The following is a 25,751-nucleotide window of genomic DNA, read 5'->3' as shown; positions in this document are numbered from 1 at the left end:
CGATGGGACGCGCAACCCCGATCGGCCGCGTTCGCGGCCTCGGCTCGGCCAAGGCGGGCACCGGCCACTGGTGGCAGCAGCGGGTGACCGCGGCCGGCAATTTGATCCTCATGCTGTGGTTCATCGCCTCGCTGGTGCGGCTCCCGGCGCTCGACTACGGCACGGTCACGGCGTGGCTGCGGCAGCCTGTCGCTGCGGTGCCGCTGCTGCTGCTCATCGTCAGCGTTTTCTGGCACTTCCGGCTGGGCCTGCAGGTCTTCATCGAAGACTACCTGCACGAGGAAGGGACCAAGCTGCTCGCCATTCTCGCCCTTAATTTCTACGCGCTCGCGGGCGCAGCGGTCGCGGTGTTCTGCGTCCTCAAGATCGCACTTGGAGCGGCATAGTGGCTGAAGCGTACAAGATCATCGACCATGTCTACGACGCCGTCGTCGTCGGTGCCGGGGGCTCCGGCCTCCGCGCGGCGATGGGCATCGCCGAGACCGGCCTCAAGACCGCGTGCATCACCAAGGTCTTCCCGACGCGTAGCCATACGGTTGCAGCGCAGGGCGGTATTGCGGCCAGCCTCGGCAACATGGGTCCGGACCACTGGACGTGGCACATGTACGACACCGTCAAGGGCTCCGACTGGCTCGGCGACCAGGACGCAATCGAATATCTGTGCCGCGAGGCGCCCGCCGCAGTCTATGAGCTCGAGCACTTCGGCGTGCCGTTCAGCCGCACCGAGGAAGGCCGCATCTACCAGCGCGCCTTCGGTGGCATGACGCAGGACATGGGCGAGGGCCCGCCCGCCCAGCGCACCTGCGCCGCCGCCGACCGCACCGGCCACGCGATGCTCCACGCGCTGTATCAACAGAGCCTGAAGTACGACACCGACTTTTACATCGAGTATTTTGCCATCGACCTGATCATGGTCAACGGCGAGTGCAAGGGTGTCATCGCGATGTGCATGGAGGACGGCACCATCCACCGCTTCCGCGCGCACTCCGTCGTGCTCGCGACCGGTGGCTATGGCCGTTGCTATTTCTCCGCGACCTCCGCCCACACTTCCACGGGCGACGGCGGCGGCATGGCGATCCGCGCCGGCGTGCCGATGCAGGACATGGAGTTCGTGCAGTTCCACCCGACGGGCATCTACGGTGCCGGCGTCCTCATCACCGAGGGTGCGCGCGGGGAGGGCGGCTACCTGACCAATGCCAGCGGCGAGCGCTTCATGGAGCGCTACGCCCCGCACGCCAAGGACCTCGCCTCACGCGACGTCGTCAGCCGCTCGATGGCTATGGAGATGCGCGAGGGCCGTGGCGTCGGTGCCGAGGGCGACCACATCAACCTGCACCTCAACCACATCGACCCGGCGGTGCTCCACGAGCGTCTGCCCGGCATTTCGGAGACCGCGAAGATCTTCGCCGGCGTCGACGTCACCAAGGAGCCGATCCCGGTCACGCCGACCGTCCACTACAATATGGGCGGCATCCCGACGAACTATCACGGCGAGGTCGTCACCCTGAAGGACGGCGACCCGGACTCGGTCGTGCCCGGCTTGTTCGCGGTCGGTGAAGCGGCCTGCGTCTCGGTCCATGGGGCCAACCGCCTCGGCTCGAACAGCCTGATCGACCTTGTCGTCTTCGGCCGCGCCACCGCGCACCGTATCGGCGCGACGGTCAAGCCGATGTCGGCGCACACCCCGCTGCCCAAGGACAACGCCGACTTCGCGGTCGGCCGCCTCGACGGCTTCCGCTATTCGAAGGGCGGATCGACGACCGCCTCGATCCGCCTCGCGATGCAGAAGACCATGCAGTCGAATGCCGCGGTGTTCCGCACCTCGGAGGTCCTCGAGGAGGGCGAGCGCAAGATCGATGCGGTCTACCAGAACATGGCCGACATCGGCATTGCCGACCGGTCGCTGGTGTTCAACACCGACCTGATCGAGACGCTGGAGCTCGACAACATGATCCCGCAAGCTGTGATGACCATGCACATGGCCGCCAGCCGCCACGAAAGCCGCGGCGCGCACATGCACGAGGACTATCCCAAGCGCGACGATACCGAATGGATGCAGCACTCGCTGGGCTGGTTCAGGGACGGCGGCGTGACCTTGGCCAAGCGACCGGTGCATTCGTACACGCTGACCGACGAGATCGCATATATCAAGCCGAAGGCGCGGGTTTACTGATGGCCGAATTCTCCCTCCCCGCAAACTCGAAGATCAAGCCGACCGGCAAGCGCTACCCCGCGCCGCCGGGGGCGACAAACGTCAAGGCGTTCAAGATCTACCGCTGGAACCCCGACGACGGGCAGAACCCGCGTTACGACACCTATGAGCTGGACCTCGATACCACCGGCCCGATGGTTCTCGACGCGCTGATCAAGATCAAGGGCGAGGTCGACTCGACCTTGACCTTCCGGCGGTCGTGCCGCGAGGGCATCTGCGGCTCGTGCTCGATGAACATGGACGGCACCAACGGGCTGGCCTGCACCACCGCGATCGCCGACATCAAGGGCGAGGTGCGGATCACGCCGCTGCCGCACATGGACGTGATCAAGGACCTGGTCCCGGACTTCACCAATTTCTACGCGCAATACGCCTCGATCAAGCCGTGGCTGCAGACTGTTACCCCCGATCCGTCGGGCGAGGAGCGCATCCAGACGGTCGAGGACCGCTCCAAGATCGACGGGCTGTACGAGTGCATTCTGTGCGCCTGCTGCTCGACGGCGTGCCCGAGCTATTGGTGGAACAGCGACAAGTTCCTGGGGCCGGCGATCCTGTTGCAGGCCTACCGCTGGCTGGCGGACAGCCGCGACGAGATGACCGGCGAGCGCCTCGATGCGCTCGAGGACCCGTTCCGCCTGTACCGCTGCCACACCATCATGAACTGCGCCAATGTCTGCCCCAAGGGCCTCAACCCGGCCAAGGCCATCGCGGAGATCAAGAAGATGATGGTCGAGCGGGCGGTCTAGCTTCGAAACCTAGTTTTGGTTGCACTGCGGCGCGCTTCGCCGTTACGAGCGCGCATGCCCAGAGACATCATCACCGAAGGCGAGCACGCCGGCTGGCACCGTTGGCACCGCGACCCGGACGGGCGCTTTGCCTCGATGCTCGGCGATTTTTACTTCCGGCCGACCGACACGGGCGTCGTAGAGTGCCGGATGGCGACCGACCGGCGCCACGCCAACGGCCTTGGCTACCTCCACGGCGGCTTTATCATGTCGTTCGTCGACATGGCGATGTTCTCGTTCATCGCGCGCCAGCTCGAGACCTCGGCGGCGGTGACGCTGAGCTGCGCGACCGATTTCCTGAGTGCCGGCATCGTCGGCACGCCGATCGAGGCGCACGGCGAAATCCTCAAGGAAACCGGCAAGATGCTGTTCGTGCGCGGCCTGGTCACCCAGAACGGCAACAACGTCGCCTCGTTCACCGGCACGATGCGCAAGATCCCGCGGACGCCGCGACCGATCGCCGACGCCGCCGCGTGACCGACAGCGCCTACGCCCGGCTGGTCGATGCCGGTGAGCTGAAGCCCGACCCCGACCAGTCCGCCGCGGCCGAGCGCCTGTACCAGCTCAGGCTGGCGCTGGCGGCGCGGCACCAGCCCGGCCTGCTCGGGCGCCTGTTCGGCCAACCTCCGCCGCCGCCGAAGGGCATCTACCTGTGGGGCGGTGTCGGACGCGGCAAGTCGATGCTGATGGACTTGTTCTTCGCGCACGCGACGACCGAGCCGAAGCGCCGGGTCCACTTCCACGAGTTCATGCTAGAGGTCCACGCCGACATCCACGCGGCGCGAGAGGCGTCGCACGATGACCCGTTGCCCCGCGTCGCCGCTCAGGTCGCGGCGTCGGCAAAACTGCTATGCTTTGACGAGATGCAGGTCCGTGACGTCGCCGACGCGGCGATCCTGTCGCGCCTGTTCACGGCGCTGCTCGATGCCGGCACCACCATCGTCGCGACCAGCAACCGGCCGCCGTCGGACCTGTACAAGGACGGCCTCAACCGCCAGCTGTTCCTGCCCTTCATAGCGCTGCTCGAGAGCCGGCTGGAGGTCATCGGCCTTAACGGCCCCGTCGACTACCGGATGCAGCGGCTGGGGGGCGGCCCGACCTATTTCACCCCGAACGGCCCGGTGGCAACTGCGGCATTGTCCGACGCCTTCTTCCGGATGACCGACTTCCCGGTCGAGGACCGCGTCCACGTGCCCAGCGAGACGATCCAGGTCCCCGGTGGCCGCAGCCTGTTCGTGCCCAAATCCCTGAAGGGCGTCGCGGTGTTCTCGTTCAGCCGCCTGTGCCGACAGCCGCTGGGCGCTGCCGACTACCTCGCGATCGCGCGCCGCTACCACACGGTGATCCTGGTCGGGGTGCCGAAGCTCAGCCCGGAGTATCGCAACGAAGCCAACCGCTTCGTGACGCTGATCGACTCGTTGTACGAGCACCACGTCAATTTGCTGATCGCCGCCGATGCATCGGCGGCTGACCTTTATCCGGCGGGCGACGGGTCGTTCGAGTTCGAGCGGACCGTATCCCGCCTCAACGAAATGCAGTCGGCGGAGTATCTTGCGCAGGGCCACGGCGCCAGCTGAGCGCGCATGCCCCGATCAGCAGCAGGAACGCCAGCGGGATGAACGGCGGGGGCGTCGGGCTGACGAACACCATCAGCCCGAGCAGCCCGAAGATCGCCACCGCCAGCCCGAGCCAGCGGGTCGCGCCGAGCCGATCCTCCGCCATCGACAGCCCGGTCGCGCCGAGCCCGCAGGCGATGCCCGCCCATTTCAGCGACGATCCGACGGCGAGCAGCGTCAGCATCGGCGTCGTCGTGAACGGCCAGCGCGAGCCGATCCACAATTGCGTCGCGGTTTCGAGCACGTCGCCCGCCAGCGCGATGCCGATGAAGATCAGCGCGATACGCCGCAGACGCCCGCTCGCCAACGCCAGCGCCGCCAATACCAGGAACAGCCCGTAGCTCGCGATGAAGGCAATCAGGTCGACTCGGTTCATCGAATTCAGCACATCCAGCCGCGCCGGGCAGCCGATCGCCGCATCGAGCGCCATCTGGCTCTTGGCCATCTGGAACGCGCCGAGTGCGCTTGCCGACGAGACGACGACACCGTCGCACGCCGCCGCCGCGACGCTGGCGAACCAGCCACTGATGACCACGGTCACGATCCCCGCAACGACGGCGCCGCGGGCCGCGCGTGTCTGCTCCATGCCTTCGTCCTTCCTCGTTCGTCCCGTCCTGTCACGGTTGCGGATGCCCGACAACCGGGCTATCCGCCCCTCCATTCCTGAACACCCCTTGCCGGAGACTGACATATGGCCCGCAACAAGATCGCGCTGATCGGTGCCGGTAACATCGGTGGCACGCTCGCGCATCTCGCCGCGATCAAGGAACTGGGCGACGTCGTGCTGTTCGACGTCGTCGAGGGCGTGCCGCAGGGCAAGGCGCTCGACCTCGCGCAGTGCGGCCCGGTCGAGGGCTTCGACGCGGTCCTGAAGGGCACCAACGACTACGCCGACATCGCCGGTGCCGACGTCATCATCGTCACCGCCGGTATCGCCCGCAAGCCCGGCATGAGCCGCGACGACCTGCTCGGCATCAATCTCAAGGTCATGAAGGCCGTCGGCGAGGGTATCGCCGCCAACGCTCCCGGCGCGTTCGTGATCTGCATCACCAACCCCCTCGACGCGATGGTCTGGGCGCTGCGCGAGTTCTCCAAGCTGCCGCACCACATGGTCGTCGGCATGGCCGGCGTGCTCGACAGCTCACGCTTCCGCCACTTCCTGGCGGACGAGTTCAAGGTCAGCGTGCAGGACGTCACCGCCTTCGTGCTCGGCGGCCACGGCGACACGATGGTCCCGGTGGTCGAGTATTCGACCGTCGCCGGCATCCCGATCCCCGACCTGATCAAGATGGGCTGGAGCACCAAGGAGCGCATCGACGCCATCGTCGCCCGCACGCGCGCCGGTGGCGGCGAGATCGTCGCCCTGCTCAAGACCGGCTCGGCCTATTATGCCCCCGCGACCAGTGGCATCGCGATGGCCGAGGCGTTCCTCAAGGACCAGAAGCGCGTCATCCCTTGCGCCGTGAACCTGACCGGCCAGTACGGCGTCCATGACCTCTACGTCGGCGTGCCGTGCGTCATCGGTGCCGGCGGCGTCGAGAAGATCGTCGAGATCGAGCTGACCGCCGAGGCGCAGGCGAACTTCACGGTGTCGGTGGATGCGGTGAAGGAGCTGCTAGTGGCGTGCAAGGCGATCGACGGCTCGCTGGCTTAAACGTCGAACCGGGCCGCTTGCGAGGTCAAGCGGCCTGCCAGGGATGTCGTCAGTTTCGAAAAACACGCCCGCTATGATCGGTTCGTCGGGCGAGTACGCGATCCAATAGCGACCGCGCTTGAGCCAATGTAAGCCGAGGGCAGCAAGCTCGGGATATGGACCCGGTGCCGGCAGCCCGCGATCCTGAGCGTTGAGGATGAACAAGCTTGCCTCCGCCAGTGCGTAGCCGAGGTTGCGGAGAGCCTGAGGTCGTTCTCTCTCGACGTAGAAGCGTTCGAGCGCATCAAGCTACGCGCTGGCTTCCGACGTGAGCGCGATCAACGTCGCGCGGTCTGTCTCAGGTCGTCCGTATCACTAGTCTCGAGGGCTTCGGCCGAGGCCCGCAGCCTGTCGAGGATCGGCAATAGCGGCACGGTTTGACCAGCCTCGATCTGCGCCTTGCTACGCGTCAGGCTGTCGAGCCATCCGGCGGGTGCTGTCAGATCGGCGTCGCTCATCCATGCCCTATACGCTCCGTCTCCCACTCAATCCAGCGGCGCCGCCTTGCGGTCACCCCACGTCCAATCCATAGAACCCCGCAACTGCAGCATCAGGGATTCGCGCCGAGATGATGACCGCCGGATACCAAGTGACGGAGCGTCCCGCCTGATGCTCGCCGTCGCCGAACTCAGCCCGCCCACCCGTACCGACTGGTCCCACGCCGAGATCGCGGCGCTGTTCGACCTGCCGTTCGCCGACCTGCTGTTCCGCGCGCAGACCGTGCACCGGGCGCGCTTCGACCCGAACAAGGTGCAGAAGTCGCAGCTTCTCTCGATCAAGACCGGCGGCTGCCCCGAGAATTGCGGCTACTGCGCGCAGTCGGTGAACTTCATGACCGGGGTCAAGGCCGACAAGCTCATGGCCGCCGCCGACGTCATCGCCGAGGCGACGCGTGCCAAGGCCGGCGGTGCGACGCGCTTCTGCATGGGCGCGGCATGGAAGAACCCCAAGGACCGCGATTTGCCGGCGCTCGCCGAGATGGTCGTCGTGGTGCGCGCGCTCGGGCTCGAGACTTGCATGACGCTCGGGATGCTGAGCGAGGCACAGACCGCCGTGCTGGCCGAGGCTGGCCTCGACTATTACAACCACAACATCGACACCTCGGCGGAATATTACCCCGAGGTCGTGACGACGCGGACCTACGACGACCGGTTGACGACCGTGGCGCATGTCCGCGAGGCCGGCATCGGCGTCTGCTGCGGTGGCATCATCGGGATGGGCGAGAGCCGCGCCGACCGGGTCGGGCTGATCGAGACCTTGGCCAACCTGCCCGAGCATCCCGGTAGCGTGCCGATCAACGGCCTCGTGCCGATCGCGGGAACGCCGCTCGGCGACGCGATCCTGTCGGGTGCGGCTCCCGCAATCGACGGCATCGAGTTCGCGCGCACCGTTGCCGTCGCCCGCATCACCATGCCGGAATCGATGGTCCGGCTGTCGGCGGGCCGCGAGGCGATGAGCGATGAAACCCAGGCCCTGTGCTTTCTGGCAGGTGCCAACTCGATCTTTGTCGGCGACCGGTTGCTGACGACTGCCAACCCCGGGGTCGACCGCGATACCCGCCTGTTCGAGAAATTAGGGCTCAGCCCGATGGAGGCTTTCGCATGAACATCCACGAATACCAGGCCAAGGAAGTGCTGGCCAAATTCGGCGTGCCGATCCCGACCGGCTATGCCGCGATGACCGTCGAGGAAGCCGTCACCGCCGCCGGCAAGCTGCCCGGGCCGCTGTTCGTGGTGAAGTCGCAGATCCACGCCGGCGGCCGCGGCAAGGGCAAGTTCAAGGAACTGCCGCCCGAGGCCAAGGGCGGCGTCCGCCTGGCGCGCTCGCTGGACGAGGTCCGTGCTGCCGCGACCGACATGCTCGGCAACACGCTGGTCACCATCCAGACCGGTGAGCACGGCAAGCAGGTCAACCGCCTGTACGTCACCGACGGCGCCGACATCGCCAAGGAATTCTACCTGGCACTCCTCGTCGACCGCGCTTCGGGCGAGATCGCGCTGGTCGCCTCGACCGAGGGCGGCATGGACATCGAGACCGTCGCGCACGACACGCCGGAGCGCATCCACACCTTCCTGGTCGACCCCGCCGCCGGCATCCAGCCGCACCACGGCCGCAGCGTCGCCTTCGCGCTGGGCCTGTCGGGGGATCTGTTCAAGCAGTGTGTCTCGGTCGTCGAGCAGGTCTACAACGCGTTCGTCGCCACAGACGCATCGCAGATCGAGATCAACCCGCTGGCGACCACGACCGACGGCCAGTTGCTGGTTCTTGACGCCAAGGTAGGCTTCGACACCAACGCCCTTTACCGCCACCCCGACCTTGTTGCCCTTCGGGATCTCACCGAGGAGGACCCGGCCGAGGTCGAGGCGTCGAAGTACGACCTCAGCTACATCAAGCTCGACGGCACCATCGGCTGCATGGTCAACGGTGCCGGCCTCGCGATGGCGACGATGGACATCATCAAGCTGAACGGTGCCGAGCCCGCCAACTTCCTCGACGTCGGTGGCGGCGCGACCAAGGAGAAGGTGACCGCGGCGTTCAAGATCATCCTGTCCGATCCGAACGTGAAGGGTATCCTGGTCAACATCTTCGGCGGCATCATGCGCTGCGACATCATCGCGGAGGGCATCATCGCCGCCGCGAAGGAAGTTAACCTGAGCGTGCCGCTGGTCGTCCGGCTGGAAGGGACGAACGTCGAGCTCGGCAAGGAAATCCTGGCGAACTCGGGCCTGCCCATCATCTCGGGCGACAATCTCGGTGACGCAGCGGCGAAGATCGTCGCCGAAGTGAAGAAGGCTGCCTGATGTCGATTCTCGTAAACGCCGCCACCAAGGTCATCTGCCAGGGTTTCACCGGCAAGCAGGGCACGTTCCACTCCGAGGCCGCGATCGCCTACGGCACCAAGATGGTCGGCGGCGTCGCGCCCGGTAAGGGTGGCTCGACCCACCTTGAGCTGCCGGTGTTCAACACCGTGCTGGAGGCCAAGGAGCTGACTGGTGCCGATGCCTCGGTCGTCTACGTGCCGCCGCCCTTCGCCGCCGACGCGATCCTCGAGGCGATCGACGCCGAGATCGGGCTGATCGTCTGCATCACGGAGGGCATTCCGGTGCTCGACATGGTCAAGGTCAAACGCGCGCTGTCAGGGTCCAAGTCGCGGCTGATCGGGCCGAACTGCCCGGGCGTGATGACGCCGGGCGAGTGCAAGATCGGCATCATGCCGGGCAACATCTTCATGAAGGGCTCGGTCGGCGTCGTGTCGCGCTCGGGCACGCTGACCTACGAGGCGGTCCACCAGACCACCGCGGTCGGTCTCGGCCAGACCTCGGCGGTCGGCATCGGCGGCGACCCGGTCAACGGCACCGACTTCATCGACATTCTGGAGCTGTACCTTGCCGACCCGCTGACCACGTCGATCATCATGATCGGCGAGATCGGCGGCTCGGCCGAGGAGGAGGCCGCCGACTTCATCCGCCTGAACAAGGTCAAGAAGCCGATGGTCGGCTTCATCGCCGGGCGCACCGCGCCTCCGGGCCGCCGCATGGGCCACGCGGGCGCCATCGTCGCCGGCGGCAAGGGCGGCGCCGAGGACAAGATCGAGGCGATGAAGCGCGCCGGCATCCGCGTCTCGGACTCGCCGTCGCAGCTCGGTACGACGCTCGCGGAGCTTTTGAAGGGCTGACAGCATGGCGGTGAACGGCCTCGATCACATCAACATCCAGACCCGGGGGCTGGCCGACACCGTCCGCTTCTTCGCGGACGTGCTCGATCTGAAACCGGGTAATCCCCCGCCGGGCCTCGATCCGGCGCGGATCCAGTGGATGTTCGATGGGGCGGGCAGGGCGCTGTTCCATTTGTCTACGCCCGGTTCGCTGCTGAGCGGCGGCGAGAGCGAAGGCCCCGGCACCGGCGCTCTCCATCACGTCGCGCTCGACTGCAGCGGCCACGGCGCGATGATCGAGCGGCTCGAAAGCCTCGGCATCGCCTACCGGAGCGTCGAACTGCCGTCGGTCGACCTCAAGCAGGTCTTCGTGCACGAGCCGAACGGCGTGCTGCTTGAGCTCAATTTCCGCAGCGGCCAGCACTGACGATCTGCCGTCCGCCGCCGTTATGTACGGTGGCCCTCATAAACATGGCCGCCATGCACCCGTAGCGGGTGACACCGGCGCACCCCGCCGCTACATCGCCTGCGGCGCGGGTGTGATCGCTACCGGCGCAGGCTGACCGAGGACGGGCACGATGGACTACGAACCGCTGCTGCCGACTGCCGCCGATGCGGCACATCCGTCGTGGGCGCGTGCCGACTGGCCGCTCTCGGGTGGCGACGACCTGACCATGGCGCTCGACGCCAGCGGCATCCTGCTCGCGCCCAAGGCCGACAAGGCGAAGACCGGTGCCGCGCCTGCCGCCGACCCCGATGCCATCCGCCGCGCCGCGCAGGATTCGATCGCGGCGATGATGCTGATCCGCACCTACCGGGTGCGTGGGCACCTGGCGGCCAACCTCGACCCGCTCGGCCTGATGGAGCGGCAGCTGCCCGCCGACCTGACGCCCGAGTACCACGGCTTCAAGGACGCCGACCTCGACCGCCCGATCTTTCTGGGCGGTGCGCTCGGCATGGAGACCGGCACGATCCGCGAGCTGGTGACGACGCTCCGCGCCAACTACTGCGGCAACGTCGGCGTCGAATACATGCACATCAACGACGTCGAGGAGCGGCGCTTTATCCAGGACCGCATCGAGGGTCGGGACAAGGAAATCCAGTTCTCGGAGCTTGGCAAGAAGGCGATCCTCAACAAGCTGATCGAGGCCGAGCAGTTCGAGAAGTTCCTCGGTCGAAAGTTCGTCGGCACCAAGCGCTTCGGCCTCGACGGCGGTGAATCGATGATCCCGGCGATGGAGTCGATCATCAAGATCGGCGGCCAGAACGGCATCCAGGAAATCGTCTTCGGCATGCCCCACCGCGGCCGCCTGAACATGCTCGGCAACGTCATGCAGAAGCCGTTCCGGGTAATTTTCCACGAATTCTCGGGCGGCTCGGCCAACCCCGACGACGTCGGCGGCTCGGGCGACGTCAAATACCACCTCGGGACGTCGACCGACCGCGAATTCGACGGCAACACGGTCCATCTGTCGCTGACCCCGAACCCTTCGCACCTCGAAGCGGTCGATCCCGTAGTGCTGGGCAAGGTCCGCGCCATCCAGACCGTCCGCGGCGATCACGCGCGCAGCCAGGTCATGCCGGTGCTGATGCACGGTGACGCGGCGTTCGCTGGGCAGGGCATCGTCGCCGAGTGCTTCGGCTTCTCGGGGCTGACCGGCTACAACACTGGCGGCACGATCCACTTCGTCGTCAACAATCAGGTCGGCTTCACCACCAGCCCGCAGTTTGCGCGCTCGTCGCCGTACCCTTCCGATGTCGCCAAGATCGTCCAGGCGCCGATCTTCCACGTCAACGGCGACGACCCGGAGGCCGTCACCTTCGCCACCAAGGTCGCGACCGAGTTCCGCCAGGCCTTCAAGCGCGACGTCGTCATCGACATGTGGTGCTACCGCCGCTTCGGCCACAACGAAGCCGACGAGCCGAGCTTCACCCAGCCGCTGATGTACGCCCGCATCGCCAAGCACCCGCCGGTCAGCGAGATCTACGCGACCCGCCTCCGCGGCGAGGGCGTCATCGACGAGGCCTGGTATCAGGCCAACATCGACCAGTTCATCAATCGGCTGGAAGGCGATTTTGAAGCCGCGCCTGGCTACAAGGCCAACAAGGCGGACTGGTTCGAGGGCCGCTGGGCCGGCCTCAACAAGCCCAAGGAGGAAGTCACCGCGCGTCGCGCCGCGGTCACCGGTGTTGCCGCCGGCGAGCTCCGCGCCATCGGCAAGACTCTGACCACGGTGCCCAAGGACTTCGCGGTCCACAAGACACTGGCGCGCATCCTCGACGCCAAGGCAGCGACGCTCGACGCCGGGGAAGGCATCGACTGGGCGACGGCGGAAGCGCTGGCGTTCGGCACGCTGCTGACCGACAAGTTCGGCGTTCGCTTGTCGGGCCAGGATTCAGGCCGCGGCACCTTCAGCCAGCGCCACTCGGTCTGGGTGAGCCAGGAGGACGGCAGCAAATACACGCCCTTGAAGGCGGTCGCCCCGGGCTTCGAGGTGCTCGACAGCCCGCTCAGCGAGTTCGGCGTGCTGGGTTTCGAGTACGGCTACGGCCTCGCAGACCCCAAGACCCTGGTGCTGTGGGAGGGCCAGTTCGGCGACTTCGTCAACGGCGCCCAGGTCATGATTGACCAGTTCATCGCCAGCGGCGAGGCGAAATGGCTGCGCGCCAACGGCCTCGTCATGCTGCTGCCGCACGGCTACGAGGGACAGGGGCCGGAGCATTCGTCGGCCAGGCTCGAGCGCTTCCTGCAGCTGTGCGCCGAGGACAACATGCAGGTCGTCAATTGCACGACGCCGGCGAACTATTTCCACGTCTTGCGCCGTCAGATGCTCCGCGACTTCCGCAAGCCGTTGATCATCATGACGCCGAAGTCGCTGCTCCGGCACAAGCGCGCGGTCTCGACGATCGGCGACATGGGCGCGGGCACCAGCTTCCACCGCTGCCTCGACGATCTCAACCCGATCGCCGACAAGCACGTGCGTCGCCTCGTGCTGTGCAGCGGCAAGGTCTATTACGACTTGCTGGAAGCCCGGGAAAAGACCGCTCGCGACGACATCTACCTGCTCCGCGTCGAGCAGCTTTATCCGTTCCCGGCCGACGTCATCAAGCAATACGCCGACCGCTTCACCGGGCTGGAGGAGGTCGTCTGGTGCCAGGAGGAGCCGCGCAACGCCGGTGCCTGGCACTTCGTCGCACGCCCGATCGAGGACACGCTGGGTCGCCGCGCGATCTACGCCGGCCGTGCGTCGGCGGCAGCGACCGCGACCGGGCTGCTCAAGCGCCACAACGCCGAACAGGCCAAGCTGATCGCAGAAGCGCTCGGCGCAACTCGCTCCGAAATCAGCGCGGCGATCCGCGGTGGCCTCAAATCTACCCAGAACGCAGGATAAATTATGGCCACCGACGTCATCATCCCGGCACTCGGCGAATCGATCACCGAGGCCACGGTCGGCCAGTGGTTGAAAAACCCCGGCGACAAGGTCGCGGCCGACGAGCCGATCGTCAGCCTCGAGACCGACAAGGTCGCGGTCGAAGTGCCGTCGCCAGTCGCCGGTGTCATGGGCGAGCAGCTGTTCAAGGTCGGTGACACCGTCACCATCGGCGCCGCAATCGCGCGTATCGACGGTGACGACGGCAAGGCCACCGCGCCGACGCCCGCGGTGGTTCAGGACGCTGCGCCCGCGGCGAAGGCTGATGCCGCTCCGCCAGCGCCGGCTGCGCCTGCTGCTGCTCCAGCACCCGCCGCGGAGGCCGCCCCTGCACCCGCGCCGAAACCCGAGCCTGCCCCGACACCCGCCGCGGAGCCCGACCCGATGGCTCCCGCCGTCCGCCGCCTGATCGGCGACTACAACCTCGACCCGAAGTCGATCACCGGTACCGGGCTCGACGGGCGCCTCACGAAGGGTGACGTGCTCGGCGCGATCGAGGCCGGGACCGCCAAGCAGCTCGGCGTGCCCGCCGCTGCAACCCCCGCCGCCGCGCCTGCCGCCGGTGCTGCTCCGGCCCGCCGCGAGGAGCGGGTGCGGATGACCCGCCTGCGCCAGACCATCGCCAAGCGCCTCAAGGAAGCCCAGAACACCGCGGCGATGCTGACGACGTTCAACGACGTCGACATGAGCGCGGTGATGGCCGCCCGCACCCGGTACAAGGACCTGTTCGAGAAGAAGCACGGCGTTCGCCTCGGCTTCATGTCGTTTTTCGCGAAGGCGGTGGTGCTGGCGTTGCGTGACGTGCCCTCGGTCAACGGCGCGATCGAAGGCGACGAGATCGTCTACCGCGACTATGCTGACCTCGGCATCGCGGTGTCGTCGCCGGGCGGTCTCGTCGTGCCGGTGCTCCGGAACGCCGACAAGCTCAGCTTCGCCGAGACCGAGAAGGCGATCGGCGATTTCGGCAAGCGCGCCCAGGCCGGCAAGCTCGGCCTCGAGGACATGAAGGGCGGCACGTTCACCATTACCAACGGCGGCGTCTTCGGTAGCCTGATGTCGACCCCGATCCTCAACCCGCCGCAGTCGGGCGTGCTCGGCATGCACCGCATCGAGGAGCGCGCCGTCGTCCGCGACGGCGCGATCGTGATCCGCCCGATGATGTACCTCGCGCTTAGCTACGACCACCGTTTGGTCGACGGGCGCGAAGCGGTCACCTTCCTGGTCCGGGTCAAGGAAGCGCTCGAGGACCCGGCCCGCCTGTTGATCGACCTGTAGGAAAAGCTTGATGCCCGATTTCGAATTCGACGTCGTAGTGATCGGCTCCGGCCCCGGCGGCTACGTCGCCGCCATCCGCGCCGCGCAGAACGGCCTGAAGGTTGCCTGCGTCGAAAAGCACTCGCGCTACGGCGGCACCTGCCTCAACGTCGGCTGCATTCCGTCGAAATCGCTGCTGCATGCAACCGAATATTACGAGGAGGCCAAGTCGGGCCACCTCGCGAAATTCGGGATCAGCTTCGGCGATGTCGCGATCGACCTCGGCCAGCTGATGGCGGAGAAGGACAAGGCGGTCACCGAACTGACCGGCGGCGTCGAATATCTGTTCAACAAGAACAAGGTCGAGGGCATCCACGGCCTCGCGTCGTTCGTCGATGCGAAGTCGATCAAGGTCGGCGAGCGCGTCATCACCGCCAAGAACTTCATCATCGCCACGGGCTCCGAAGTCGCCAGCCTGCCGGGCGTGACGCCCGACGGCGAGGTGATCGTCACCTCGACCGAGGCGCTGGCGCTGCCCAAGATCCCGGGGCATCTCGTCGTCATCGGCGGCGGCTACATCGGGCTGGAGATGGGCTCGGTGTGGCGGCGTCTCGGCTCCAAGGTCACGGTCATCGAGTATGCGTCGCAGGTCGTCCCGGCGATGGACGCCGAGATCGGCAAGGCCTTCGCGCGCATCCTGACCAAGCAGGGCCTCGTCCTCCGCACCGGCATGAAGGTGGTCGAGGCGCGCCGCGAGGGCGCCGGCGCGGTCGTCGTCGTCGAGCCGACCGCGGGCGGCCCGCGCGAGGAGATCGCAGCCGATATCGTGTTGCTCTCGACCGGCCGCCGGCCCAACACCGACGGGCTCAACATCGACGCGACCGGCCTCAAGCTCGAGAAGGGTCGCGTCCCGATCAACGACGACTTCTCGACAACGGTCCCAGGCATCTGGGCGATCGGCGACGTCGTCGAGGGTCCCATGCTCGCCCACAAGGCCGAGGACGAGGGCATCGCCTGCGCCGACAACATCGCCGGCAAGACCGGCATCGTGAACCGCGCCGTCATCCCGGCGGTGGTCTACACCCACCCCGAGGTCGGCACCGTCGGCAAGACCGAGGAAGAGCTCAAGGCCGCGGGCGTCACCTACAAGGTCGGGAAGTTCCCGTTCAGCGCCAACAGCCGCGCCAAGGCCAATCGCGACACGGACGGCATGGTCAAGGTGCTCGCCGATGCCAAGACCGACCGCGTGCTCGGCGTCCACATCATCGGCGCCGTCGCCGGCACCATGATCGCGGAGGCTGCGCTGGCGATGGAGTTCGGCGCGTCGTCAGAGGACATCGCCAACACCTGCCACGCCCACCCGACCCACACCGAGGCGCTGAAGGAGGCCGCGATGGCGGTCGAGGGCAAGCCGATCCACATCTGAGGCGGCGGCTCAGGTCGACAGGTAGAAATACCAGGCGACGATGAGCACGAGGCGTGGCGCGAAGGCCGAGCCGCTAAATGCCGCAAGCACGATCGCGGTCACGGCGGCGGCAGCGCCCATCTCGGTGGCGAGCAGGAGCGCTGACGGTCCGTGCACCAGTACGGCGGGGACGGCGAGCAGCAGCGCCCAGTCGGTTCCGGCGACTATGAACGCGGCGCGGCGGAGCATGGGGTCGATCGGGGCGACCCGGCTCAGCGTCAGCAGACCGCGCGCTTCGCTGCGTCCGGCGTGGGCGGTCATCCCGAAGATCAGGAGGAGCAATGCCGCCGGGCTGCCCATGTGGCGGTAGTCGCCGGTCGCTCCGAAGGCCGCGACGACGAGGGCGAGGAGCCGGAACAGGCGCCCGCTGCCGATCAGCTTGAACTCGGCGGCGACGAGGCTGGCGAGCGGCACGCTCGACCGGCGGGCGGCGGCGGCGTCGGCGACGACGCGCGGCGGCGGGCCGGACGCGAACGCGCGTCCGATCGCCGCTGCGATGCGTGACTGGCGGCGGGCGGTGTGCGGGCGGTAGACCAGCCCCGCGAAGGCGACGACCGCGACCGCCACCAGCGCCCAGGCCAGGCGCGACGCGATATAGCCGTCCGAGCCGATGCCCGCCATCACGTCGAGCGGGACGCGGCCGGGCAGGATCGCGCTGTTGCCGATCGAGAAATCGTTGGTGCCGAGCGGCGATCCGGCGACGAGCGGCCGCGTGAAGCCCATGAAATCGAACATGTCGACCGCGAAGCCGGCCGGCTGCCTGGCGACGGTCGCGGGCACGATGATTGCGGTGATCCACAGGATGAAGAAGGCGAGGTCGCCGAGGCCGCGCCGCAGCAGCGGCACCGCGTCGAACAACAGCCGGAGCGCGGCGAGGCCCATCAGCGCCGGTGCCGCGACCACCCACAGCGCCAGCGTCAACTGGCCGATGTTCAGCGGCCCGGTGACGATGATTGCGCCGAGCACCCAGCCGGCGAAGGTCAGCGCGAGCAGCATGCCGAACAGCGCCGCGACGTCGGCTCCGAAGCGCCCGAGCATGACCGCGACACGCGAGCCCGGGGTGACTTCCTCGACCTGCCACGCCTGCCGCCGCGTCGTGTTGGAGCGCAGGTACAGGAAGCCGACCGGCAGCAGCAGCGTCGACAACACGATGCCGAGCGAGACGCCGAGCGTCGCCGAGGTCATCACCGGCAGGTGGCGGCCGATCGCGACCTGGATGCCCGAGCCGTCGTCGCGCGCCACCATGAAGCGCGCCGCGACGACCGCGATGATCAGCAGCAGCCACAGGCCCCAGCTCCGCCCGTAGCGGCGGAGGTTGGTGTCGAGCGACGAGCGCGCGACGGCGACGGTGCTCATGCGCCGGGGGTGCTTGCGACGACCGGACGCCCGGCCTCGACGCGCAGAAGCGCGACTGCAGCCGGGGTCAATTCGTCGGCGAGGTGCGTGGTCATCACCACGGTCGTGGTCTTTGCTGCTTCGACGATCAGCGCGCCGAGCTTGCGGGCGGTTTCGAGGTCGAGCTCGGCGGTCGGCTCGTCGAGCGCCAGCAGGCGGGGCTCGCCGAGCAGCGCCTGCGCGAAGATCAGCCGCCGTCGCATGCCGCCGGAGAAGGTCGCGATGCGGTTGTTGATGTCGGGGTGGAGGCCGATGGCGTCGGTGATCCGCCCGAACTGGCGGTCGGCTGCGGCGTGGTCGAGGCCCTTCAGCGAGGCGATGTGTAGCGCGAACTCGCGCGCCGTCAGGTCGTCGGGCAGGTCGACCGCCTGCGGGGCGTAGCCCAGCGCCTGCCGCAGCGCCCCGCGCCCCTTCGGCAGCGCGACACCGTCCCACAGGATGCGCCCGCGGCTGGGGCGCTCGGCGGTCGCGAGCAGGCGGAGCAGGGTCGACTTGCCCGCCCCGCTCGGCCCGGTCAGCAACGTCAGGCCGACCGGGAAGCCGTGGGTGAAGTCGGCGAAGACGGTCTTGCGACCATAGGACTTGCCGAGACTTTCGAGCTGGAGCGGGTTCATGCGGAGGTGTCCTATAGGCATAAGACGGTGACCGCAACGATCTCGCGCAGCCGGGTCGCCTGCAGCCGGGCCGGTCCGGCCTTCCGTTCACCGCGGCTGGACTGGACCCGGAAGCTCAGCGTACCCAAGTGACAGGCGTCGGCACGTTTGAAACCTGCGATGGCTATCGACGGTTACCGCTAACCAGACGACGACCACCCATCCAAGGAAATCCCATGCGCTACAATCGCCTCGGCCAGACCGGCCTGTTCGTGTCGGAACTCTGCCTCGGCTGCATGACCTTCGGCGGCGAGTCGGGCATGTGGAAGACGATCGGCGACCTCGACCAGTCGGGGTCGGAGACGCTGGTCAAGGCAGCGCTGGATGCCGGGGTCAACTTCCTCGACACCGCCGATGTCTATGGTAGCGGACGGTCGGAGGAGATCACCGGGCAGGCGCTCAAGAACCTCGGCATCAACCGCCAGGAAATCGTCGTCGCGACCAAGGCCCACGGCGAGATGCACCCCGGGCCGAACGGCCGCGGGGCGTCGCGCTACCATCTGATCGACGCGTGCAAGGCGAGCCTGAAGCGGCTCCAGCTCGACCATATCGACCTGTACCAGATTCACGGTTTCGACCCTGCTACCCCGATGGAGGAGACACTGCGGGCGCTCGAGACCCTCGTCCAGCACGGCCACGTCCGCTATGTCGGCGTCTCGAACTGGGCAGCGTGGCAGGTCACCAAGGCGCTCGGGATTTCGGAGCGGCTGGGGACGCCGCGCCTCGCTTCGATCCAGTCCTATTATAGCGTCGTCGGCCGCGACCTCGAGCGCGATATCGTGCCGATGCTGGCCAGCGAGAACGTCGGCCTGATGGTGTGGAGCCCGCTGGCCGGCGGCTTCCTGAGCGGCAAGTACACGCGCGGCGACGACGGCGAGGTTGCCGGCGAGGGCCGCCGCAACGGCTTCTCGTTCCCCCCGACCGGCGGCGAGAAGGGCTTCGCGGTGGTCGAGGCGATGCGCCCGATCGCGGCGTCGCTGGGGGTGCCCGTCGCACAGGTCGCGCTGGCGTGGCTGCTCGCCCAGCCGCAGGTCACCAGCGTCATCATCGGGGCCAAGCGGCCCGAGCAACTGGCGGACAACCTCGCGGCGGTCGACGTCACGCTGACGCCCGAGCATCTCGCGACGCTTGAAGCGGCGAGCGCGCTGGAGGTCGAATACCCGGGCTGGATGATCGACCGGCTCGGCGAATTCCGGCGCGGCCTGCTGGCGGGGTCGAAGTAGCGGCGTTGCCCGTCGCCGGGTGCCGTACTACCAGACGGTGGTGATCCCGACCCTGACCATCGAGGCGGCGCGGCCGCTGCTGGGAGCGCTCGACTATGCCGGCGTCGCGGTCTTCGCGGCGTCCGGCGCGCTGGCGGCGGCGCGGGCCAAGCACACGATCGTGACCTTCGCGTTCTTCGCCGTGGTGACCGGCGTCGGCGGCGGCACGCTGCGCGACCTGTTGATCGGGGCACCTGTGTTCTGGGTGTATCGGTCGGACTATCTCGGGCTGTGCATGATGGCGGCGGGGCTGGTCTGGCTGCTCCGCGCCGACCGCTGGCAGGACCGGGCGCTGTTGTGGCTCGATGCGGTCGGGCTGGCGGCATACGCGGTGATCGGCGCGGCGAAGGCCTTGAGCTACGGCGTCCCCCCGCTCGCGGCGAGCGCGATGGGGGTGCTGACTGCGAGCTTCGGCGGCATCGTGCGCGACGTGCTCGCGGGCCAGCCGTCGATCCTGCTGCGGCGCGAGATCTACGTCGCGGCGGCGGCGCTGGCGGCGACCGTGTACGTCGGGCTTCACCTGCTCGGTGTCGATGACCGGATCGCAGGCGGCGTCGGTGCGGCGGCAGGGTTTGCGCTGCGGGCGATCGCGCTGCGCTGGAACGTCGCGTTGCCGGGATACCGGGACTAGACCAGCCGCAGCGCGGCCGCCATGCCGGGGTCGGTGCCGGCGGCGAGGCTCGCCTGGGTCGGCGCGGCGAGCACGTCCGGGACCAGTCCGGCGTCGGGTTGCGGGACCAGCGGGAAGCTTCCGATCAGCGGCAGGTCGACCTCGAGCCGTGAGTTGGGCAGGCGCAGGAAGAAGAACGCGCCGCCGTTGATGCCGCGCCGGTTGCCGCCGGTCGGCTCACCGACGATCGTGCCGCGGCCCGCGCTGCGCACGGTCTGGGCGAACTGGAAGGTCGCCGAGCTGCACTCCGCATCGACCAGCACGACCAGCTTGCCGGTGAAGCGCGGGCTCCTCGGCACGATGCTGAGCGACGGTTCGGGGGGGAGGGTGAGCAGGCAGTCGTGCTTGTCGTCGACCGCATCGGCCCCGAGTTTCCGGAAGCTGTCGTCCCAGGTATCGAGGTGCGGGTCGAGGTCGGCGGGCGTCGTACGGTAGCGGACGCGGCGCAGCGCCGGGGCGTGTCCGAGCCTGCGGTCGACGAGGCGGCCGAGCAGCACGTCGCCGCAATCCTCGCCGCCCTCGTTGCCGCGCAGGTCGACGACGATGGCGCGGGCGTTCGCGGCGATGGCGTCGTCGACGGTCTTGTCGATGAAGCCGCGCCAGTCCCACTTGCTGTCGTAGGTCGCCCAGTCCGGCATCGTCAGCACCATCGCCGGGCCGCGCATTGCCGCGGTGAACAGCGGTGCGTCGCTCTTGTTGTCGGCACGGGGCCGGCTGTCGAAGCCGAGCAACGGCACCTCAATGCGGCGGTGCTTGCCGTCGGGATCGCGGACCTCGAGCATAGCGGTGGTCGCGCCCGGCCGTGCGGTCAGCGAGCGCAGGACGTCGAAGTCCTCGTACTTGCCAGCACCGCGAACCTCGAGGTCGGCGATGCGCTTGGCGTCGTTGTGGCCGTCGGCGCGAGCGAGCCGCATCAGCCGGGCCAGCAGCGCCGGTGCAGGCTCGCCGTCGATCACCAGTACTTCGGTGCCGGGCCGGAGCGTCGCGTCGCCAAGGCCGCGCGTCACGATCATCCGCCGGTCGATCCAGCGGAACAGGAACGGCAAGCGGTCGGGCCGCTCGACCAGCGCGGCAGTCAGCGCCTTGCCCTGGTTGAACGGGTTGCAGAAGCTGTGCCCGCAGCGGACAGCGGCGGTGAAGCGGGTCGCGGCCAGCCACAGCGCACCCGGCGTATCGGCGACGGCGGCCTCGCTCCGCAGCCTCGCCTCCGCAGCGGCGCGGGCCTCCGGGATCAGATAGCGCGTCAGGCCGGGGTGGAGCTCCTCGTAGGCGCGGATCAGGATCGCCGCATCCTCCGCCCGCAGCGCCGCGCTGGCCGGGTAGACGTACGGGCCTTTGGGCGCGGCGCCCTTCGACGAACTGCCCGCGATCAGAGCCGTTCCGGCAATCCCCGTCAGTGCAGCCCGGCGGGTCAGCATCGCTACCTCCCGAGAAGCGCTCCGGCGCGTGCCAGCCAGCCTTCGCCGGCACGTACGTCGCTCGCCAGCGGCATCCCGATCGAGGCGCACGACAGGCAGGCGGCCTGGATCGTCGGGCCCATCGCGATCGATTGTGCCGAGCCGATCGCGGCGAGCAGGCGCAGCCGGGACAGACGCGCGCCGCGCGCGAACGGGTCGCGAGAAGCGTCGTTGCCGCTACTGCTGTCGTCGCCGTTGTCGAAACCGAGCGCGCTCGCGACCAGTTGCCCGAGCAGTGGCTGGCTGCGCTCGACATCGACGGTGCGGGTGTCGACGGGCAGGTGCGCGCGCTCGCGCGCCGCGGCGATTGCGACGTCGATGCCACCGAGCGTGTCGACCAGACCGATCTGCTTGGCGGTGGTGCCGGCCCAGACCCGGCCCTGGCCGATCTCGTCGACCCGCGCGATCGGCAGCTTGCGCGCCTTGGCGACCAGTCCGGTGAAGCGGCGGTAGATGTCCTCGACCGAGGCCTGCAGGATCAGCCGCGTATCTGGGGTCAGGCCACGCAGCACGTCGGGATCGCCGGAGTAGGGCGTCGACTTGACCCCGTCGGTGCCGATGCCGAGCGCCTTCAGCGAGCGGTTGAAGGTCGGGATCACCGCGAATACGCCGATCGAGCCGGTGATCGTCGAGGGCTGGGCGACGATCTGGTCGGCGGCGGTGGCGACCCAATAGCCGCCCGAGGCCGCAACCGGACCCAGCGAGGCGACGATCGGCATGCCCTTGGTGCGCGCCTCGGCCAGCGCCTCGCGGATACGCTCGGAGGCCAGCACCGAGCCGCCGCCGGAGTCGATCCGCACGACCAGCGCCTTGATGTCGGGATTGGCGATGGCCTTGTCGACCTGGGCGGCGATGGTGTCGCCGCCGGCCGTGCCGCGCGGGGCCTCGCCGTCGACGATGCTGCCCGCGACGTAGACGATGCCGACCGCGTCGCCGCTGCCGGTGGTCTTGGTGGCCGAGCGATAGTCCGCCAGCTTGATGCCGTTGAAGGCACCGGGGCGCTTGTCCTTGCCGACGCCGACCTGCGCCGCGATCATCCGGCCGAAATCCGCGCGGCTGCCGATCTTGTCGACGAGCCCGGCCTTCAGTGCGGTGGTCGCGAAGTCGCCGCCGCTGGCCCGGACCCTGGTGGGCAGGTCGGCGAGGAATGCGTTGACGTTGGCCCCGTGGCGCGCAGCGGTGACATCGGCGGCGTAGGTCGTCCACAGGCTGTCGACCAGCGCCTGCTCGGCTGCCTTGGCTTCGGGCGAGCTGTCGACGCGCGTGAACGGCTCGACCGCCGACTTGTAGGTGCCGACGCGGAAGACGTTGACGTCGACGTCGAGCTTGTCGAGCGCCGCCTTGAAATACAGGTTGGGGCCGCCCGGGCCGGTCAGCAGCACGCCGCCGAGCGGGTTGATCCAGGCCTGTGTCGACTGTGCGGCAAGGTAGTAGCTGTCGTCGGTGTAGGCGGTCGCATAGGCGTAGACCGGCTTGCCCGCCGCCTTGAAGCTCCGCAGCGCCGCGCCAATCGACTGGAGGTTGGCCTCGCCCGTGCCGAGGAAAGTGTCGAGGTCGAGCACCGCCATCTTGATGCGGCTGTCGGTGCGCGCCGCGTTGAGAGCGGCGAGCACGTCGCGGACCTGGATCTCGTTGGAGCGCTGGCTGCCGCGGATCAAGTCGAGCGCCGACCCCATCGATGACTGCTCGACGATCGCGCCGTCGAGATCGAGGATCAGCGCCGACCCCGTCGGCACTCCCATCGGCCGCGAATGGAGCACCGCCCACACGCCGACGAAGAACAGCACCAGCAGCAACAGGACCATCAGGTCCTTGATGCCGACGATAACCGACCAGATGCCGCGCACGACTGCCATGGAGAACGCCTTGTGACCCGGCAGCCGCTATAGAGCGCCCGGACGACCCGGACCAGTGGCCCGGGTCGCCCGCGCGATGTCGCAGGCCGTCAGGCGGCGACGGGCCGTTCGCGCCGCCGCAGGTTGGCACCGACCATGCCGAAGCCGGCGACCAGCAGGGCCCAGCTCGCCGGCTCGGGCACCAGGCTGAAGCCGACGTCCGCATCGTTGCCGTCGATCGTGTAGCCATGGCCGGCGAAGTAGGTCGGCTTGGTGTAGGGCAGCTGGGTCGTGTTGACCGTCGCATAGATCGCGTTCAGCGCTGCGAAGTCGACGCTGTTCGGCGCAGTATTCGCAAGCGTGCCGTTGGTCCCGCGGGTGCCGGTCGGGTCGTTGGTATAGTCCATGCAGCTACCGGTGTTCTTGTCGGTCTTGACCTCGTTGGTGTGGGCGAGGCCCAGCGTGTGGCCGATCTCCTGGCACGCCACCATGTTCCGCCACGCCGCTGTGTTGTAGGTTGCCTGCGAGAAGTAATAATCGTTCAGCTTGACCGTTGCCTGGACGACGAAGCCGCCGCCGGTCCACACCGAAGCATAGCCGAGCCAGCCGGTCGCACCGTAATTGCCACTGCAGACCTGGACGCCGCCATAGACCGGGGCGCAGGTCGATGCGGCCGATGCGCCCTTCACGACGGCAAAATCGATATTCTTGGCGGCCGACCACTTGGTTGCGGCAGTCCGGACGTAGCTGTCCCAAGCGGTGCTGACATCGTCGCCAAGCCCGACGACCAGCGGGCCAGTCCGTGCCCAGTGATAGCCGTTCCAGGACTGTTTTATCGTCGCCGCTGCCGCTATACTGGTAAAACCTCCCGCCGAAACAGTAACGATCCCCGAAACACACAGCTTCCCGATGCGCGACAAGAGCGCGCTTGTAGTTTTCGCAGGCACCAACAACTCCGTCTCGCTCTGTCGCCTGGCGGAATTGCCAGTAACTCCCCCCTGGAGACGACCATTTAGTGTTCTTAGGCCATTCGCATTGGCGATAAATACCCTACAAATGACCTACCGATGAACCGACGACATCTTGCGACTAACGCCCGCACGGGTGCGTAACAAGTGAACCCTGGCTGAACTGGCTCGAGATGTCTCCACGAGAGATCGCGAGTTGGCCCGATGGGGGCACGGTCCTCAAACTGGCCGATAAGCGGCTTGGCCGTGGGGGTTCGCGTCGGGCTTATCAGCATCGCCGAAAGCACGGCTGTATGCTGGCAAGGCGAGACGCAGCTATCCTCGTCGGGCAGCGTCCGGACGATACCAACCGTAGAATCATTGAAGGAGCGTGCTCAATCGAAGCAAGAATCGAGACAGTCGCGCAATAAATGAATAAATAGTTAGTTATTCATTTAGATGCATTACAGTAACGGAATGAACAAACGTCGATATCTTTAAATGTACGATTGGAAGTTACGTATACGGAACGAGATATTCTGTAAACTGTCGGTAAACCTTACATTGCAACAGCGTAACGAACCGCTAAGTAACTGATAATCTTAATTGTAATTAATTGGCATGCTCCTTGCGTGGATTACGATGGGCATTCAAGTCCAGGGAGCTGTGACATGAGAATTTCTAACAGGGTTCTGATTTCTGCATTGCTCGCCGTCGCTGCGGTTCCGGCAGGCGCTGTTACTTGGACGGCGAGTCCGGGTGCACCGGATCCGGGTCCGAGCGCGGGGCAAACGCTTATTGCCGACTTCGAGACGCCGGCGACGCAGCCGGGCTACACGCTCAGCGGCAACTTCAACATCGTTAGCGGCACCACGGCCGCTGCCGCGGCACCAGCCGGCGATGCATCGCATTATCTTTATACCTCGCCGGCGATTCCGACCGGTGTCGCAACGTTGTCGACGCTCGATCTGATCAACATCAGCTTTTACTGGGGTTCGATCGACGACTATAACAAGGTCGAGGTACTCGGCGACGGCGGATCGGTGATCAAGACGATATCCGGTCTCGATGTGTCGCCCGCCACTGGCGACCAGAGCAATTCGATCGACAACAAGCGTATCTTCATCAAGGCCGGAGCCGGCCAGAAGATCACCGGGCTGCGCTTCACTGCAACCGGCATCTCCTTCGAGGTCGATAACGTTTACGGTACGCTCCTCACCGACGACAACGGGTCGACGGTTCCCGAGCCCGCGACCTGGGCTTTGATGATCGGCGGCTTCGGCATGGTCGGTGTCGGCGCTCGTCGCCGCCGCAAGGCCGCGCTGCGCGTTACCGCCTGAACCACGCGAGCGGAATTTTGGCGCGGAGGCTTCGGTCTCCGCGCCATTTTTATGCCCGCCGCCATTTTTCGCGGTGCGGGC

At 67.3% G+C, this 25,751-nt stretch carries 23 protein-coding genes; 16 read left to right on the top strand and 7 right to left on the bottom strand.

The window, feature by feature from the left end:
* The first annotated feature begins 2 nt into the window (after window positions 1-2).
* The 5 genes from sdhD to KX816_13125 are packed head-to-tail and all read left to right on the top strand — an operon-like array spanning window position 3 to window position 4,574.
* On the top strand, window positions 3-386 hold the full coding sequence (gene sdhD / locus KX816_13145; protein QXQ05215.1) for a succinate dehydrogenase, hydrophobic membrane anchor protein: 384 nt from the start codon (window positions 3-5) through the stop codon (window positions 384-386).
* Window positions 386-2,173, top strand: coding sequence for a succinate dehydrogenase flavoprotein subunit (gene sdhA, locus KX816_13140; GenBank protein QXQ05214.1), 1,788 nt, complete (start codon window positions 386-388; stop codon window positions 2,171-2,173). The genes sdhD and sdhA overlap by 1 nt, the downstream gene beginning before the upstream one ends.
* A complete protein-coding gene (locus KX816_13135; GenBank protein ID QXQ05213.1) occupies window positions 2,173-2,958 on the top strand; it encodes a succinate dehydrogenase iron-sulfur subunit in 786 nt (261 codons plus the stop codon). Before sdhA ends, KX816_13135 begins: the two co-directional genes overlap by 1 nt.
* Before the next feature lie 54 nt (window positions 2,959-3,012).
* On the top strand, window positions 3,013-3,474 hold the full coding sequence (locus tag KX816_13130) for a PaaI family thioesterase (protein QXQ05212.1): 462 nt from the start codon (window positions 3,013-3,015) through the stop codon (window positions 3,472-3,474).
* Window positions 3,471-4,574: an AFG1 family ATPase gene (locus KX816_13125; GenBank protein QXQ05211.1), complete on the top strand. Its 1,104-nt coding sequence runs from the start codon at window positions 3,471-3,473 to the stop codon at window positions 4,572-4,574. Before KX816_13130 ends, KX816_13125 begins: the two co-directional genes overlap by 4 nt.
* On the opposite strand, the gene KX816_13120 is transcribed toward KX816_13125, so the two are convergent.
* Window positions 4,522-5,199, bottom strand: a complete 678-nt coding sequence (locus KX816_13120) for a hypothetical protein (GenBank protein ID QXQ05210.1) — start codon at window positions 5,197-5,199, stop codon at window positions 4,522-4,524. The two genes, KX816_13125 and KX816_13120, sit on opposite strands and share 53 nt — an antisense overlap.
* Window positions 5,200-5,304: 105 nt before the next feature.
* Between KX816_13120 and mdh the strand changes: the two genes are divergently transcribed.
* Window positions 5,305-6,267: a malate dehydrogenase gene (gene mdh, locus KX816_13115; GenBank protein ID QXQ05209.1), complete on the top strand. Its 963-nt coding sequence runs from the start codon at window positions 5,305-5,307 to the stop codon at window positions 6,265-6,267.
* Between the two features lie 317 nt (window positions 6,268-6,584).
* Here the strand turns inward: mdh and KX816_13110 are convergent, their stop codons facing one another.
* Window positions 6,585-6,764 (bottom strand): hypothetical protein, encoded by a 180-nt coding sequence (locus KX816_13110; protein ID QXQ05208.1) that lies wholly within the window; start codon window positions 6,762-6,764, stop codon window positions 6,585-6,587.
* A 151-nt stretch (window positions 6,765-6,915) separates the two neighbouring features.
* On the opposite strand from KX816_13110, the gene bioB reads away from it, so the two are divergent.
* From bioB to lpdA, 7 genes are all read left to right on the top strand, one after another.
* Window positions 6,916-7,911, top strand: a complete 996-nt coding sequence (gene bioB, locus KX816_13105; protein QXQ05207.1) for a biotin synthase BioB — start codon at window positions 6,916-6,918, stop codon at window positions 7,909-7,911.
* A complete protein-coding gene (sucC, locus tag KX816_13100) occupies window positions 7,908-9,107 on the top strand; it encodes an ADP-forming succinate--CoA ligase subunit beta (protein ID QXQ05206.1) in 1,200 nt (399 codons plus the stop codon). Before bioB ends, sucC begins: the two co-directional genes overlap by 4 nt.
* A complete protein-coding gene (gene sucD / locus KX816_13095; GenBank protein ID QXQ05205.1) occupies window positions 9,107-9,982 on the top strand; it encodes a succinate--CoA ligase subunit alpha in 876 nt (291 codons plus the stop codon). Before sucC ends, sucD begins: the two co-directional genes overlap by 1 nt.
* Before the next feature lie 4 nt (window positions 9,983-9,986).
* Window positions 9,987-10,388 (top strand): VOC family protein, encoded by a 402-nt coding sequence (locus KX816_13090; GenBank protein ID QXQ05204.1) that lies wholly within the window; start codon window positions 9,987-9,989, stop codon window positions 10,386-10,388.
* Between the two features lie 151 nt (window positions 10,389-10,539).
* Window positions 10,540-13,353, top strand: a complete 2,814-nt coding sequence (locus KX816_13085) for a 2-oxoglutarate dehydrogenase E1 component (GenBank protein ID QXQ05203.1) — start codon at window positions 10,540-10,542, stop codon at window positions 13,351-13,353.
* A gap of 3 nt (window positions 13,354-13,356) precedes the next feature.
* Window positions 13,357-14,667, top strand: coding sequence for a 2-oxoglutarate dehydrogenase complex dihydrolipoyllysine-residue succinyltransferase (gene odhB / locus KX816_13080; GenBank protein ID QXQ05202.1), 1,311 nt, complete (start codon window positions 13,357-13,359; stop codon window positions 14,665-14,667).
* Between the two features lie 10 nt (window positions 14,668-14,677).
* A complete protein-coding gene (gene lpdA / locus KX816_13075; protein ID QXQ05201.1) occupies window positions 14,678-16,072 on the top strand; it encodes a dihydrolipoyl dehydrogenase in 1,395 nt (464 codons plus the stop codon).
* A gap of 9 nt (window positions 16,073-16,081) precedes the next feature.
* Here lpdA and KX816_13070 read toward each other — a convergent pair whose 3' ends face one another.
* On the bottom strand, window positions 16,082-17,467 hold the full coding sequence (locus KX816_13070) for a hypothetical protein (protein ID QXQ05200.1): 1,386 nt from the start codon (window positions 17,465-17,467) through the stop codon (window positions 16,082-16,084).
* On the bottom strand, window positions 17,464-18,120 hold the full coding sequence (locus KX816_13065) for an ATP-binding cassette domain-containing protein (protein ID QXQ05199.1): 657 nt from the start codon (window positions 18,118-18,120) through the stop codon (window positions 17,464-17,466). Before KX816_13065 ends, KX816_13070 begins: the two co-directional genes overlap by 4 nt.
* Before the next feature lie 215 nt (window positions 18,121-18,335).
* Here KX816_13065 and KX816_13060 point away from each other — a divergent pair, with 215 nt between their 5' ends.
* Both KX816_13060 and KX816_13055 read left to right on the top strand, forming a co-directional pair.
* Window positions 18,336-19,382: an aldo/keto reductase gene (locus tag KX816_13060; protein QXQ05198.1), complete on the top strand. Its 1,047-nt coding sequence runs from the start codon at window positions 18,336-18,338 to the stop codon at window positions 19,380-19,382.
* Between the two features lie 43 nt (window positions 19,383-19,425).
* A complete protein-coding gene (locus KX816_13055; protein ID QXQ08556.1) occupies window positions 19,426-20,052 on the top strand; it encodes a trimeric intracellular cation channel family protein in 627 nt (208 codons plus the stop codon).
* Here the strand turns inward: KX816_13055 and KX816_13050 are convergent.
* The 3 genes from KX816_13050 to KX816_13040 form a co-directional block, all read right to left on the bottom strand.
* Window positions 20,049-21,509 (bottom strand): S41 family peptidase, encoded by a 1,461-nt coding sequence (locus KX816_13050; protein QXQ05197.1) that lies wholly within the window; start codon window positions 21,507-21,509, stop codon window positions 20,049-20,051. The two genes, KX816_13055 and KX816_13050, sit on opposite strands and share 4 nt — an antisense overlap.
* Window positions 21,510-21,511: 2 nt before the next feature.
* Window positions 21,512-23,404: a signal peptide peptidase SppA gene (sppA, locus tag KX816_13045; protein QXQ05196.1), complete on the bottom strand. Its 1,893-nt coding sequence runs from the start codon at window positions 23,402-23,404 to the stop codon at window positions 21,512-21,514.
* Window positions 23,405-23,493: 89 nt separating this feature from the next.
* The gene (locus KX816_13040; GenBank protein ID QXQ08555.1) at window positions 23,494-23,874 is read right to left on the bottom strand and encodes a PEPxxWA-CTERM sorting domain-containing protein; all 381 of its coding nucleotides are present in this window, start codon (window positions 23,872-23,874) and stop codon (window positions 23,494-23,496) included.
* 1,127 nt (window positions 23,875-25,001) lie between these two features.
* On the opposite strand from KX816_13040, the gene KX816_13035 reads away from it, so the two are divergent.
* Complete coding sequence (locus tag KX816_13035; GenBank protein ID QXQ05195.1) at window positions 25,002-25,670, top strand: PEPxxWA-CTERM sorting domain-containing protein; 669 nt, start codon at window positions 25,002-25,004, stop codon at window positions 25,668-25,670.
* Window positions 25,671-25,751 lie beyond the last annotated feature (81 nt).

This window comes from Sphingosinicellaceae bacterium (assembly GCA_019285715.1).
Lineage (GTDB): Bacteria > Pseudomonadota > Alphaproteobacteria > Sphingomonadales > Sphingomonadaceae > Glacieibacterium.
The sequence above is the reverse complement of the archived record's forward strand: the minus strand, read 5'-3'. Positions and strand labels throughout refer to the sequence as shown.